This window comes from Bradyrhizobium sp. CCBAU 25360 (genome assembly GCF_028128695.1).
Lineage (GTDB): Bacteria > Pseudomonadota > Alphaproteobacteria > Rhizobiales > Xanthobacteraceae > Bradyrhizobium > Bradyrhizobium ottawaense.
Window position 1 is genome coordinate 153,879 of sequence record NZ_LBJA01000035.1, and the last position, 13,262, is coordinate 167,140.

A 13,262-nucleotide genomic window follows, 5' to 3' on the forward strand; every position below is an offset into this window, starting at 1 on the left:
CGAACGATAAACGGGTGTGATGCGATATACTGGGTGGAATCACCACGTCCAGTGCGCATGAGCAAAGCCGTCGCCCCACAAATCGAGCTCGCCAGCGCCGATCCCTCGATCGCGCAGGAGATGACGCGCTGGCTGTCGCATCTCGGCGCCGAGCGGCGGTTGTCGCCGAAGACGCTGGAAGCCTATGGCCGCGACTTGCGGCAGTGCCTGGATTTCCTCTGCAGCCACTGGGGGGAACGCGTGACGCTTGAGCGCTTCGCCGCGCTGGAAGCCACCGACGTCCGCGCCTTCATGGCAATGCGCCGCGCCGACGACATTGCCGGCCGCAGCTTGATGCGCGCGCTGGCGGGCCTGCGCTCCTTCGGCCGCTTCCTCGAGCGCGAGGGCAAGGGCAAGGTCGGCGCACTCTCGGCGATCCGCGCGCCGAAGGTGGCCAAGACCTTGCCGAAGCCGCTGCCGATGGCATCGGCCAAGCGCCTTGCCGATGCCGACGAGCGGGCGGGCGAGGATCGCGAGACCTGGATTTTGGCGCGCGACGCTGCCGTGATGGCGTTGCTCTACGGCTCCGGCCTGCGCATCTCCGAAGCGCTCGGGCTGAAGCGCCGCGAGGTGCCGCGTCCCGGCGAGGGCGACGTGCTGATCGTGACCGGCAAAGGCAACAAGACCCGCATGGTGCCGGTGCTGCAGAACGTGCTCGAGCTCGTGCAGGAATACGTCGCGATGTGCCCGTATCCGTTGCCCGCCGAGGGCCCCATCTTCGTCGGCGCGCGCGGCGGGCCCTTGAGCCCACGCATCATCCAGCTCGCGATGGAGCGGCTGCGCGGCGCACTCGGCCTGCCCGACAGCGCGACGCCGCACGCGCTCCGGCATTCCTTCGCCACGCATCTGTTGTCACGCGGCGGGGACTTACGCGCCATCCAGGAATTGCTCGGCCATTCCTCGCTCTCGACCACGCAGATCTATACCGGAATCGATTCCGAGCGCCTGCTGGAAGTCTATGCCAGCGCGCATCCAAGGCGCTGAACGCCACTGATTCCTGACATGAAGCTGTCACAGCGAGCGTGCCTCTTGCGCTCGCCGCGCGGTTCGGTCAATCGTTGCGGAACCGAGGCAGGAGAGACTGATGAGCGCACATGAAAGCATGGAGCATGCCGAGCACGCCGAACACGCGTCCGGCTCGAACAAGAAGATCGCGCTCCTGATCGCCGTGCTGGCGCTGTTCCTGGCGATCTCGGAGACGCTCGGCAAGGGCGCCCAGACCGAATCCATCAGCAAGAACGTCGAGGGCGCCAATCTCTGGGCGTTCTTCCAGGCCAAGAGCATCCGCCGTACCGTGGTGGTGACCGCGGCCGAGCAGGGCAAGCTGACGCTGGCCGGCACCACCGACGACGCCATGAAGGCGACGGTGCAGAAGCAGATCGACGACTGGACCAAGACCGCGCAGCGCTACCGCTCCGAGCCCGAGACCGGCGAAGGCACCGAGCAGCTCGCCGAGAAGGCCAAGCATGCCGAGCACGAGCGCGACGAGGCGACCGCGAAATACCATCACTTCGAGCTGGCCTCGGCCGCCTTCCAGATCGGCATCGTGCTGGCCTCGGCCACCATCATCACCGGCATGTTCGCGCTGGCCTATGTCGCCGGCATCCTGACGCTCGGCGGCCTGCTCATGACCGCGCTCGGCCTGTGGTGGCCGCATCTGGTGCATTTGCATTAGTTGGCGCAGGCGGCCGCGCTACGAACTCCGTCATCCTGAGGTGCGAGGCGCGCGAGGCACAGCATCGCGCGGGGAGCCTCGAAGGATGAACGGCCACCGCTATGGCTGCATGGAAACATTCGGGCCGTCGCCCTTCGAGGGCCGCTGAAGAAGCGGCCGCCTCAGGGTGACGGTCAGAGATCACCGCGCCTGGTGCACGCTCTTCCTGAAACGCTGGATCACACGCAGCGTGCGTGACGACCAGCCCTCGCCGTTGCCGGCGATCAGCTCGCGGATACGGCGCTTGATCGGGTCGACCAGCTCGGCGGCCTTGGCGCGGACCTTCATCACCAGATCGTAGATCCGCTCGAACCAGTGCATCTCCAAAAGCTTGTCGCGCGTCACGTCGAACACGAAGGCGGTGACGCCGACGCCGAGCAGCTTCGCGAAAACGATCGTGAAGACCGCACTGGTCCAGTATTCATGCGTGAGCAGCCACAGGCCGACCAGCTTGAGCGGAAACAGCGGGACGATGGGGACCGCGAACACGATCAGCGTCATGGCCGGCGACAGCGCATCGACGCGCTCCGTCAGCCATTGCTTGAAACGTGCGAGCGGGACGGCTGCGACAACCCGCGCAACGATCGGCTCGAGATGGTCCCACAGCCAGGCTTCGATCAGGAAGACGATCGCAAGCAGGACCCAGACCGGTTGAAGAAGGCGGCGCAGCATGTGTTTCCCGCCCGATTCGGCGCTGGGCGCTTGGCTACATATGGATGGCCCGCTTGCCGACTGCAAGCGCGGCTTCCTTGATGGCCTCCGAGCGGGTTGGATGCGCGTGGCAGGTGCGCGCGAGATCCTCCGCACTGCCGCCAAACTCCATGAGAACACAGGCCTCATGGATCATTTCGCCGGCTTCGCGGCCGATAATGTGCACGCCGAGCACGCGATCGGTCTTCGCATCTGCGAGAATCTTCACAAAGCCGTCAGTGGTCTGGTTGACCTTGGAGCGGCCGTTGGCGGTAAAGGGAAATTTCCCGACGGTATAAGCCACGCCCGCCTGCTTCAGTTCCTCCTCGGTCTTGCCGACGGAGGACACTTCCGGCGTGGTATACACGACGCCTGGGATCACATCGTAATTCACGTGGCCGGCCTGGCCGGCGATGATCTCGGCCACCGCCACGCCTTCATCCTCGGCCTTGTGCGCGAGCATCGGGCCTGCGACGACGTCGCCGATGGCATAGACGCCCTTCAGGCTGGTGGCGAAGTGCGGATCGATCTGCACGCGGCCACGATTGTCCAGCGCGACGCCGGCCTCCTTCAGGCCGAGCGCGTCGGTGTAGGGCACGCGGCCGATACAGACCAGAACGACGTCGGCTTCCAGCGTCTCGGCGGCGCCGCCGGCGGCGGGCTCGATGGTCGCCTTCAGCGTCTTGCCTGAGCTGTCGACCGCGGTGACCTTGGCGCCGAGCTTGAACGCAAAGCCCTGCTTTTCCAGGATGCGCTGGAATTGCTTGGCGATCTCGCCGTCCATGCCGGGCAGGATGCGATCCAGGAATTCGACGACGACGACTTCGGCGCCGAGACGGTGCCAGACCGAGCCGAGCTCGAGGCCGATCACGCCGGCGCCGACGATCAAGAGCTTGCCGGGCACCTTGTCGAGCGACAGCGCGCCGGTCGAGGACACGATGCGCTTCTCGTCGATCTCGATGCCCTTGAGGCGCGCGATGTCCGAACCGGTCGCGATCACGATGCTCTTCGTTTCGATCGTCTGCGACTTGCCGTCGGCGGAGACCGCGACCTTGCCGGTCCCCAAGATCTTGCCGGTGCCCTTGAGCACGTCGATCTTGTTCTTCTTCATCAGGAACTCGACGCCCTTGACGTTGCCGTCGATGCCCTGCTGCTTGAAGTTCATCATCGCGGGAAGATCGAGCTTCGGCGAGGAGACCGACACGCCCATCTTGGCGAAGGAGTGCCCGGCTTCCTCGAACATCTCGGACGCGTGCAGCAGCGCCTTCGACGGCATGCAGCCGACATTGAGGCAGGTGCCGCCGAGGGTTGCGTTCTTTTCGACCACGGCGACTTTCATGCCGAGCTGGGCTGCGCGCACCGCGCAGACATAACCGCCCGGTCCGGTGCCGATGACGACGAGATCGTAGGTAGCCATGAGAGAAAGTCCCGTAAGGTTAGGCGTGATGAGGATGTGTCAGCGTCCGCCGGTGCGTCAGCGTCCGCCGGACACATCGAGAATGGCTGAGGTGACATAGGAGGCCTCGTCCGACATCAGCCAGACGATGGCATTGGCGATTTCATCCGATGTGCCGACGCGCTTCATCGGCACCAGATGGGCCAGACGATGGGCGCGATCGGGCTCGCCGCCGGCGGCGTGGATTTCGGTGTCGATCAGGCCGGGGCGGATCGCGGCGACGCGGATGCCTTCGGCTGCGACTTCATGGCCAAGACCGATGGTGAAGGAATCCACCGCGCCCTTGGACGCGGCGTAATCGACATAGGTGTTGGGCGAGCCGAGCTTGGCGGCGACCGACGACAGATTGACGATGACGCCGCCGTTGCCGCCGTGCTTGGTCGACATCCGCTTCACCGCTTCGCGCGCGCAGAGGATCGACCCGGTGACGTTGACCGCCATGACGCGCTGGATGCGCTCGGCCGACATCTCGTCGACCCGCACGCCGCTCTGGCCGACGATGCCGCCATTGTTGACGAGCGCCCCTAACGTGCCGAACTTGTCGGCCGCCTTGAACAGCGCGAGGATGTCGCTTTCCTCGGCCACATCGCATTTCACCGCGATCGCCTTGCCATTGCTGGCCTCGATCAGCGCGACCACCTCGTCGGCGGCCTTCTTGTTGCTGGCGTAACCGACCACGACACGAAAGCCGCGCGCGGCCGCCGCAATCGCAGTCGCCCGCCCGATGCCGCGGCTGCCGCCGGTGATGACAACGACTTTATCCGTCACGCGCGCCTCCATGGTTCGACACGCGCCGTCGCGAATGGCGACGGCGCTCGCAGAGCATCAGGGATCAGAGATCGAGCACCAGGCGCGCCGGATCTTCCAGGCTCTCCTTGACGCGAACCAGGAAGGTGACGGCTTCCTTGCCGTCGATCACGCGGTGATCATAGGACAGTGCCAGATACATCATCGGGCGGACCTCGATCTTGCCGCCGACGACCATCGGCCGCTCCTGGATCTTGTGCATGCCGAGGATGCCGGACTGCGGCGCGTTCAGGATCGGGGTCGACATCAGCGAGCCGTAGATGCCGCCATTGGTGATGGTGAAGGTGCCGCCCTGCATCTCGTCGATCTTGAGCTGACCGTCACGGGCGCGGCGGCCGAAATCGGCGATGCCCTTCTCGATGTCAGCGATCGACTTGTGGTCGCAGTCGCGCACCACGGGCACGACGAGGCCCTTGTCGGTGCCGACGGCGACGCCGATGTGGTAGTAGTTCTTGTAGATCAAATCGGTGCCGTCGATCTCGGCGTTGACGGCCGGGATGTCCTTCAGCGCCTGCACGACGGCCTTGGTGAAGAAGCCCATGAAGCCGAGCTTGGAGCCGTGCTTCTTCTCGAACGCATCCTTGTAGTGGGCGCGCAGCGCCATCACGTTGGTCATGTCGACCTCGTTGAAGGTCGTCAGCATGGCCGCGGTGTTCTGCACGTCCTTGAGGCGGCGCGCGATGGTCTGGCGCAGCCGGGTCATCTTGACGCGCTCTTCGCGGGCGGCATCGTCGGCCGGTGACGGGCTGCGCATCTGCACGGCGGCGGCGGGCTGGTTGACCGGGGTCGGCGCGGAGGCCGCACGCTCGATCGCGGCGAGCATGTCGCCCTTGGTGACGCGGCCGTCCTTGCCGGAGCCCGGAACGGTGGAGGCATCGACGCCGGTCTCAGCCGAGAGCTTGCGCACGGACGGGGCGAGCGGTGCGTCGGCCGGCGGCGCCTTCGCGGCCGGGGCCGGGGCGGAAGCAGCAGCGGCGGCAGGAGCGGCAGCGGCGGGCTTGGCGGGAGCAGCGGCGGGCTTGGCAGCGCCTGCGGCGCCTTCCGTGATCTGGCCGAGCAGCGCGCCGACCGCGACGGTGGCGCCATCGGCGGCGATGATCTCGCTCAGCGTGCCGGCGGAGGGCGCCGGGACCTCGATGGTGACCTTGTCGGTCTCGAGCTCCACCAAGGGCTCGTCGACGGCGACGGGGTCGCCGGCCTTCTTGAACCAGCGGCCGATGGTGGCCTCGGTGACGGATTCGCCGAGCGTCGGCACACGAATTTCAGTCATGGTCTTTTCCTTAAGGGATCGCCGGTGCGGTCATAAGTCGGTCGTCAATGGCCCGCGAAAAGCAAGCCATCCAGCGAGCCGGGACGTTCGCAGTCGCGACCTACTGGATGCCCCGCTCTTCCGAGCGGGGCATGACGCAGTTAAAAAAGTTCAGCTCAGTGCTTCGTCCAGGAACGCCTTCAACTGCGCCTGATGCTTGGACATCAGACCAGTGGCGGTCGCGGCGGAAGCGGCGCGGCCGACATAACGCGGACGCCGGCTCACGCCGTTCACCTGGTTCAGCACCCATTCCAGATAGGGCTCGATGAAGTGCCAGGCACCCATGTTGCGGGGCTCTTCCTGGCACCACACCACTTCGGCCTTCTTGAAGCGCGACAGCTCGGCCACCAGCGCCTTCAGCGGCACCGGATAGAGCTGCTCGACGCGCATCAGATAGATGTCGTCGATGCCGCGCTTCTCGCGCTCCTCGTAGAGGTCGTAATAGACCTTGCCGGAGCACAGCACGATGCGGCGGACCTTCTCGTCCGGAACGAGCTTGACGGCTTCGTTCGGCAGCATCTGGGCGTCATCATAGAGGATGCGGTGGAAGGTCGTGTCCTTCGCAAGTTCCTCGATGCGCGACACTGCCCGCTTGTGACGCAGCAGCGACTTGGGCGTCATCACGATCAGCGGCTTGCGGATTTCGCGATGAAGCTGGCGCCGCAGCACGTGGAAGTAGTTCGCCGGCGTGGTCGGGTAGACCACCTGCATGTTGTCTTCGGCACACATCTGCAGGTAGCGCTCGAGGCGCGCCGAGGAGTGCTCCGGTCCCTGCCCCTCATAGCCGTGCGGCAGGAGGCAGACGAGGCCGGACATGCGCAGCCATTTGCGCTCGCCCGAGGAGATGAACTGGTCGAACACGACCTGCGCGCCGTTGGCGAAGTCGCCGAACTGGGCTTCCCAGAGCGTCAGCGTGTTCGGCTCGGCGAGCGAGTAGCCGTATTCGAAGCCGAGCACGGCTTCCTCCGACAGCAGCGAGTTGATGACCTCGTAATGGCCCTGCTCGTTGCCGAGATGGTTGAACGGCGTGTAGCGGCTCTCGTCCTCCTGGTCGATCAGGACCGAGTGGCGCTGCGAGAAGGTGCCGCGCTCGGAATCCTGTCCGGACAGGCGGACGTGATGGTTTTCCTGCAGCAGCGTGCAGAACGCCAGCGCCTCGCCGGTCGCCCAGTCGATGCCCGCGTTGCCGTCGATCGCCTTGGCGCGGTTTTCCAGGAAGCGCTGGATGGTGCGGTGGACGCGGAAGCCGTCAGGCACCTTGGTGATCTTGCGGCCAATGTCCTTCAGAACAGGCAAATCGACGCCGGTGACGCCGCGGCGGGCGTCCTCTTCCTGGTCGGCGATCTTGAAGCCCGCCCACTTGCCGTCGAGCCAGTCGGCCTTGTTCGGCTTGTAGGAGGTGCCGGCCTCGAACTCGGCATCAAGCCGGGCGCGCCAGTCGGCCTTGGCCTTGTCGACCTCGCCCTGGGTCATCACGCCTTCGCCGATCAGGCGGCGAGCGTAGAGCTCGAGCGTCGAGGGATGCGCGGCGATGCGCTTGTACATCACCGGCTGGGTGAAGGCCGGCTCGTCGCCCTCGTTGTGGCCATGCCTGCGGTAGCAGAACATGTCGATGACGACGGGCTTGTGGAATTTCTGCCGGAACTCGGTCGCGACCTTGGCCGCGAACACGACGGCTTCCGGATCGTCGCCGTTCACGTGGAAGATCGGCGCGTCGATCATCTTCGCCACATCCGACGGATAGGGCGAGGAGCGCGAGTAACGCGGATAGGTGGTGAAGCCGATCTGGTTGTTGACGATGAAGTGCACGGAGCCGCCGGTGCGGTAGCCCTTCAGGTCGGACAGACCGAAGCATTCGGCGACCACGCCCTGGCCGGCGAACGCGGCGTCGCCGTGCATCAGCAGCGGCATGACGGAGATGCGCATGTCCGGCGGATCGCCGTGCTGGTCCTGCTTCGCACGCACCTTGCCGAGCACGACGGGATCGACGATCTCGAGATGCGAGGGATTGGCGGTCAGCGACAGATGGATGCGGTTGCCGTCGAACTCGCGGTCCGAGGATGCGCCGAGGTGATATTTGACGTCGCCCGAGCCTTCGACCGCGTCGGGGTTGGCCGAGCCGCCCTTGAACTCGTGGAACAGGGCGCGGTGCGCCTTGCCCATCACCTGCGTCAGCACGTTGAGGCGGCCGCGATGCGGCATGCCCAGCACGATCTCCTTCACGCCGAGATTGCCACCGCGCTTGATGATCTGCTCGAGCGCCGGGATCAGCGATTCAGCGCCGTCGAGACCGAAGCGCTTGGTGCCGGTGAACTTGGTGTCGCAGAACTTTTCAAAACCTTCGGCTTCGACCAGCTTGGTCAGGATGGCTCTGCGGCCTTCGCGGGTGAACGAGATCTCCTTGTCCGGACCCTCGATGCGCTCCTGGATCCAGGCCTTCTGCGCGGCGTTGCTGATGTGCATGAATTCGACGCCGAGCGTCTGGCAATAGGTGCGCTCGCAGATCGCGGTGATCTCGCGCAGCGTGCCGTATTCGAGACCGAGCACGTGATCGAGGAAGATCTTGCGGTCGAAATCGGCTTCGCTGAAGCCGTAGGTGCGCGGATCGAGCTCTTCGCGGTTGCGCGGAGCTTCGATGCCGAGCGGATCGAGCTTGGCGTGGAAGTGACCGCGCATGCGGTAGGAGCGGATCAGCATCAGGGCGCGGACGGAATCGCGCGTCGCCTGGAGCAGGTCGGCGGAGGAGAGGCCGGCGCCTTTGTCGCCTCCCTTTGCCTGCGCCTTGGCGGCGATCTTGGCACCGACCGCCTTCTCGACTTCGGCCCAGTTGCCGTCGAGGGCGGAGGTGAGATCGTCCTGCGGGGTCAGCGGCCAGTTGGCGCGCTCCCAGGATGGGCCCGCGGCGTTCTTCCGGACGTCGGCGGGCTGGTCGTTCAGGCTCTTGAAGAACTCCTGCCACTCGGCGTCGACCGAGGACGGGTCCTTCTCGTAGCGGGCGTAGATTTCGTCGATGTAGGTGGCGTTGGTGCCCTGCAAAAAGGAGGACAAGGCAAAGGCTGCGTTCGCGTCCTGGCGAGACATACTTGAGTTCCTGGCGATTTCGGTTCGCGCATAACAAACGGCGCTGGCACCGAGCTCCCCGGCAGAGGCTCGGCGCGACAGGCACCCTTTACCCTATTTGCTGCGAAACTTCGCCCGGAAAAGTACGAAGAAGTGAATTAGCCTTTCAACTTTTCGGCAAGCGTATGGCCGAGGCGGGCGGGCGACGGAGACACTGTAATCCCAGCCGATTTCATCGCTTCGGTCTTGGAACCGGCGTCGCCCTTGCCGCCCGAGATGATCGCACCGGCATGGCCCATGCGGCGGCCGGGAGGGGCGGTGACACCGGCGATGAAGCCGACCATCGGCTTCTTGCGGCCGCGCTTGGCCTCGTCCTTGAGGAACTGGGCGGCGTCCTCCTCGGCGGAACCGCCGATCTCGCCGATCATGATGATCGACTCGGTCTTGGGGTCGGCGAGCAGCATTTCCAGGACGTCGATGAACTCGGTTCCCTTGACCGGGTCGCCGCCGATGCCGACCGCAGTGGTCTGGCCGAGACCCTCCTGGGAGGTCTGGAACACGGCTTCATAGGTCAGCGTGCCCGAGCGGGAGACGATGCCGACCGAGCCGGTCTTGAAGATGTTGGCGGGCATGATGCCGATCTTGCACTCGCCGGCGGTCATGACGCCCGGGCAGTTCGGCCCGATCAGGCGCGACTTGGAAGCCGCGAGCGAGCGCTTCACGCGCACCATGTCGATGACAGGAATGCCCTCGGTGATGCAGACGATCAGCGGGATCTCGGCGTCGATGGCTTCGCAGATCGCGTCGGCCGCACCCGGCGGCGGCACGTAGATCACCGATGCATCGGCGCCGGTCTTCTCACGCGCATCGCGCACGGTGTCGAACACCGGCAGGCCCAGATGCGTCGCGCCGCCTTTGCCCGGCGAGGTGCCGCCGACCATCTTGGTGCCATAGGCAATCGCGGCTTCCGAGTGGAAGGTGCCGTTCTTGCCGGTGAAGCCCTGGCAGATGACCTTGGTGTTCTTGTCGATCAGGATGGACATGAGGTCTGCTTTCGCGAAACTAACAGAGTGAGAGGGTCAGTGGATGCGGCGGTAGACGCCGGTGAGCACGTCGGCCCAGCCTTCCGCGTCCGGCGAGAACTGGATCTTCAACGAGTAGGAATCCTCATTGATGATTTCGTAGACGTGGCGCGCATTGCCGCGGAGCGAGCCGCGCACCAGCGTCAGGGTCTTGCCGACCCACCCGCCGGAAGCGGGCGAAGGCGGCGTATAGCCGAGCGAGTCGTACCAGAACAATTTGTAGGTCCGGTCGTCGCGGTCATAGGTGAAAATGCCGTGGGTGGCGAAGATCTGCTGGCCGTCCCGCTTCTGGACACTGTCCTGGATCAGATAAAATCCATTCAGGTCCATGCGCGCGACGACGTGCGAAGTTGCCAGCCCGCCCGCCGTCCAGCGCGACGGGAAGACCACCTCTTCGCCATCCCATTCGCCGGCGAACGCGGCGAGGCGCGCGTGCTCGGGAAGCGGAGATGATGCGGCGAGATGGTCCTGGGCCATGGCCTTAGCCTCCCTTGACGGCCTTCACGATCTTCTGCGCGGCGTCGTCGAGATTGTCGGCCGGCACCACGTTCAGGCCGGATTCCCGGATGATCTTCTTGCCGAGCTCGACATTGGTGCCTTCGAGGCGGACCACCAGCGGCACGCTGAGGCCGACTTCACGAACCGCAGCCGTAACGCCCTCGGCGATCACGTCGCACTTCATGATGCCGCCGAAGATGTTGACCAGGATGCCCTTCACGTTGGGATCGGCGGTGATGATCTTGAACGCGGCCGCGACCTTCTCCTTGCTGGCGCTACCGCCGACGTCGAGGAAGTTGGCCGGCGCCATGCCGTAGAGCTTGATGATGTCCATCGTCGCCATGGCGAGACCGGCGCCGTTCACCATGCAGCCGATGTTGCCGTCGAGGGTGACGTAGTTGAGGTCGTACTTGGACGCCTCGATTTCCTTGGCGTCTTCCTCGGTCTCGTCGCGCAGCGCGAGCACTTCGGGGTGACGGAACAGCGCGTTGTCGTCGAACGACACCTTGGCGTCGAGCACGCGGAGCTGGCCCTGCTTGGTCACCACCAGCGGGTTGATCTCCAGCATCGACATGTCCTTGGCGACGAAGGCCGCGTAGAGCTGCGCGGTGAGCTTCTCGGCCTGCTTGGCGAGATCACCGGAGAGCTTCAGCGCGTTCGCAACCGTGCGGCCGTGATGGCCCATGATGCCGGTGGCGGGATCGACCGAGAAGGTCACGATCTTCTCGGGGCTGTTGTGCGCGACGTCCTCGATGTTGACGCCGCCTTCGGTCGAGACGACGAAGGAGACGCGCGAGGTCTCGCGGTCGACCAGGATCGAGAGGTAGAATTCCTTGTCGATGTCGGAGCCGTCCTCGATGTAGAGGCGGTTGACCTGCTTGCCGGCGGCGCCGGTCTGGATCGTCACCAGCGTGGCGCCGAGCATCTGCTTGGCGAACTCGGTGACCTCTGCGGCCGACTTGGCGATGCGGACGCCGCCCTTGTCGCCGGCGGAGGCTTCCTTGAACTTGCCCTTGCCGCGGCCGCCGGCGTGGATCTGGCTCTTCACCACATAGACCGGACCTGGCAGCGCCTTCGCGGCAGCTTCGGCGTCGGCGGCTTTAAGGACCGGCACGCCCTTGGAGATCGGCACGCCGAACTCACCCAGCAGCGCTTTGGCCTGATATTCATGGATATTCATATGGTCGCTCCCTGAACCCGCGGGCGGTGACCTCTAGGGCCCACCTCAGTCTTGTGGCTGGCATACCATATACCACAGGAACTGCAACCGGGATTCTTTGACATCGATCTTTGGACTGCCGACCCGGGGCCTGTCCCGACAACCGGGCCCCGGAAATGAAACCGCCGAAGACCGGTTTTCGGGCTTCGGCGGGAAGTGCTTGACCCTTAGCGGCCGAGAAGATCGGGGGCGATCTTCTTGCAGGCGTCGACCAGACCCTGCACCGCGCCGACCGACTTGTCGAAGGCCTCGCGGTCCTTGCCGGCGAGCTCGATCTCGACGACGCGCTCGACGCCCTTGGAGCCGATCACGACGGGCACGCCGACGTACATGTCCTTCACGCCGTATTCGCCGTTCAGGTACGCCGCCGAGGGCAGCACGCGCTTCTTGTCCCGCAGATAGCTCTCGGCCATCGCGATCGCCGAGGCGGCCGGCGCGTAGAAGGCCGAGCCGGTCTTGAGCAGATTGACGATCTCGGCGCCGCCGTTGCGGGTGCGGTCGACGATCTCGTCGAGGCGCGCCTGCGAGGTCCAGCCCATCTTGACGAGGTCCGGCAGCGGAATGCCGGCGACGGTGGAATACTTCACCAGCGGCACCATGGTGTCGCCATGGCCGCCGAGCACGAACGCGGTGACGTCCTCGACCGAGACGTTGAACTCGTCGGCCAGGAAGTAGCGGAAGCGCGCCGAATCCAGCACGCCGGCCATGCCGACGACCTTCTTGTGCGGCAGGCCGCTAGCCTTCTGCAGCGCCCAGACCATCGCGTCGAGCGGATTGGTGATGCAGATGACGAAGGCGTCGGGGGCGTACTTCTTGATGCCGGCGCCGACCTGCTCCATGACCTTGAGGTTGATGGAGAGAAGATCGTCGCGGCTCATGCCGGGCTTGCGCGGCACGCCGGCGGTGACGATGCAGACCTTGGCGTTGTCGAGCGCTTCATAGGAGTTCGCGCCGGTGTAGTGGGCATCGAAGCCGTCGACGGGCGAGGACTGCGCGATGTCGAGCGCCTTGCCTTGCGGCACGCCTTCGGCGATGTCGAACATCACCACGTCGCCCAGCTCTTTCAGGCCGATGAGATGAGCCAGCGTTCCGCCGATCTGACCGGAGCCAATCAAAGCAATCTTGTCGCGCGCCATGTGAGCCTGTCCTTTAGACACGTAAGGTGGGGAAAACTGAGAGGGTGGTTATCCCTTTCGCCTCCCCCGTTCAAGTCGCCGGATGCCCAATTGTCGGGCTTGGCGCGATAGCAGCCATAACCGGTCCGTCATTCCGGGATGCGCCGACAGGCGCAGGCCCGGACTCCATCGGGCGGCAGAGCTTTGTGGCGCGATGGATTCCGGGCTCGCGACCTTCGTCGCGCCCCGGAATGACAGCGGTACCTTCGACAG

At 65.2% G+C, this 13,262-nt stretch carries 11 protein-coding genes; 2 read left to right on the top strand and 9 right to left on the bottom strand.

All coding sequences use genetic code 11. The features are described from left to right. Positions 1-57 precede the first annotated feature (57 nt). On the top strand, positions 58-1,023 hold the full coding sequence (locus XH81_RS12535) for a tyrosine recombinase XerC (RefSeq protein ID WP_028139211.1): 966 nt from the start codon (positions 58-60) through the stop codon (positions 1,021-1,023). A gap of 100 nt (positions 1,024-1,123) precedes the next feature. Then, complete coding sequence (locus XH81_RS12540; RefSeq protein ID WP_028139212.1) at positions 1,124-1,714, top strand: DUF4337 domain-containing protein; 591 nt, start codon at positions 1,124-1,126, stop codon at positions 1,712-1,714. Positions 1,715-1,894: 180 nt separating this feature from the next. Here XH81_RS12540 and XH81_RS12545 read toward each other — a convergent pair whose 3' ends face one another. The 9 genes from XH81_RS12545 to mdh form a co-directional block, all read right to left on the bottom strand. Then, complete coding sequence (locus tag XH81_RS12545; RefSeq protein ID WP_028139213.1) at positions 1,895-2,425, bottom strand: hypothetical protein; 531 nt, start codon at positions 2,423-2,425, stop codon at positions 1,895-1,897. Between the two features lie 34 nt (positions 2,426-2,459). Continuing rightward, positions 2,460-3,860, bottom strand: coding sequence for a dihydrolipoyl dehydrogenase (gene lpdA / locus XH81_RS12550; RefSeq protein ID WP_028139214.1), 1,401 nt, complete (start codon positions 3,858-3,860; stop codon positions 2,460-2,462). 57 nt (positions 3,861-3,917) lie between these two features. Further along, positions 3,918-4,667: an SDR family oxidoreductase gene (locus XH81_RS12555; RefSeq protein WP_028139215.1), complete on the bottom strand. Its 750-nt coding sequence runs from the start codon at positions 4,665-4,667 to the stop codon at positions 3,918-3,920. Between the two features lie 64 nt (positions 4,668-4,731). Beyond that, positions 4,732-5,976, bottom strand: coding sequence for a 2-oxoglutarate dehydrogenase complex dihydrolipoyllysine-residue succinyltransferase (gene odhB / locus XH81_RS12560; protein WP_028139216.1), 1,245 nt, complete (start codon positions 5,974-5,976; stop codon positions 4,732-4,734). A 150-nt stretch (positions 5,977-6,126) separates the two neighbouring features. Further along, a complete protein-coding gene (locus tag XH81_RS12565) occupies positions 6,127-9,096 on the bottom strand; it encodes a 2-oxoglutarate dehydrogenase E1 component (protein WP_028139217.1) in 2,970 nt (989 codons plus the stop codon). 137 nt (positions 9,097-9,233) lie between these two features. After that, the gene (gene sucD / locus XH81_RS12570; RefSeq protein WP_028139218.1) at positions 9,234-10,118 is read right to left on the bottom strand and encodes a succinate--CoA ligase subunit alpha; all 885 of its coding nucleotides are present in this window, start codon (positions 10,116-10,118) and stop codon (positions 9,234-9,236) included. Positions 10,119-10,154: 36 nt separating this feature from the next. Then, positions 10,155-10,634, bottom strand: a complete 480-nt coding sequence (locus tag XH81_RS12575; protein WP_028139219.1) for a DUF1579 family protein — start codon at positions 10,632-10,634, stop codon at positions 10,155-10,157. Between the two features lie 4 nt (positions 10,635-10,638). Continuing rightward, positions 10,639-11,835 carry an ADP-forming succinate--CoA ligase subunit beta gene (sucC, locus tag XH81_RS12580; protein WP_038972611.1) on the bottom strand — a complete coding sequence of 399 codons (1,197 nt, stop codon included), beginning with the start codon at positions 11,833-11,835 and terminating at the stop codon, positions 10,639-10,641. 206 nt (positions 11,836-12,041) lie between these two features. Further along, positions 12,042-13,010: a malate dehydrogenase gene (gene mdh, locus XH81_RS12585; RefSeq protein ID WP_008145224.1), complete on the bottom strand. Its 969-nt coding sequence runs from the start codon at positions 13,008-13,010 to the stop codon at positions 12,042-12,044. Between the last annotated feature and the right edge of the window lie 252 nt (positions 13,011-13,262).

Coding starts and splice junctions, on each gene's coding strand:
- XH81_RS12535 (WP_028139211.1), top strand. CDS start 58: ATGAGCAAAGCCGTCGCCCCACAAATCGAGCTCGCCAGCGCCGATCCC.
- XH81_RS12540 (WP_028139212.1), top strand. CDS start 1,124: ATGAGCGCACATGAAAGCATGGAGCATGCCGAGCACGCCGAACACGCG.
- XH81_RS12545 (WP_028139213.1), bottom strand. CDS start 2,425: ATGCTGCGCCGCCTTCTTCAACCGGTCTGGGTCCTGCTTGCGATCGTC.
- lpdA (WP_028139214.1), bottom strand. CDS start 3,860: ATGGCTACCTACGATCTCGTCGTCATCGGCACCGGACCGGGCGGTTAT.
- odhB (WP_028139216.1), bottom strand. CDS start 5,976: ATGACTGAAATTCGTGTGCCGACGCTCGGCGAATCCGTCACCGAGGCC.
- XH81_RS12565 (WP_028139217.1), bottom strand. CDS start 9,096: ATGTCTCGCCAGGACGCGAACGCAGCCTTTGCCTTGTCCTCCTTTTTG.
- sucD (WP_028139218.1), bottom strand. CDS start 10,118: ATGTCCATCCTGATCGACAAGAACACCAAGGTCATCTGCCAGGGCTTC.
- XH81_RS12575 (WP_028139219.1), bottom strand. CDS start 10,634: ATGGCCCAGGACCATCTCGCCGCATCATCTCCGCTTCCCGAGCACGCG.
- sucC (WP_038972611.1), bottom strand. CDS start 11,835: ATGAATATCCATGAATATCAGGCCAAAGCGCTGCTGGGTGAGTTCGGC.
- mdh (WP_008145224.1), bottom strand. CDS start 13,010: ATGGCGCGCGACAAGATTGCTTTGATTGGCTCCGGTCAGATCGGCGGA.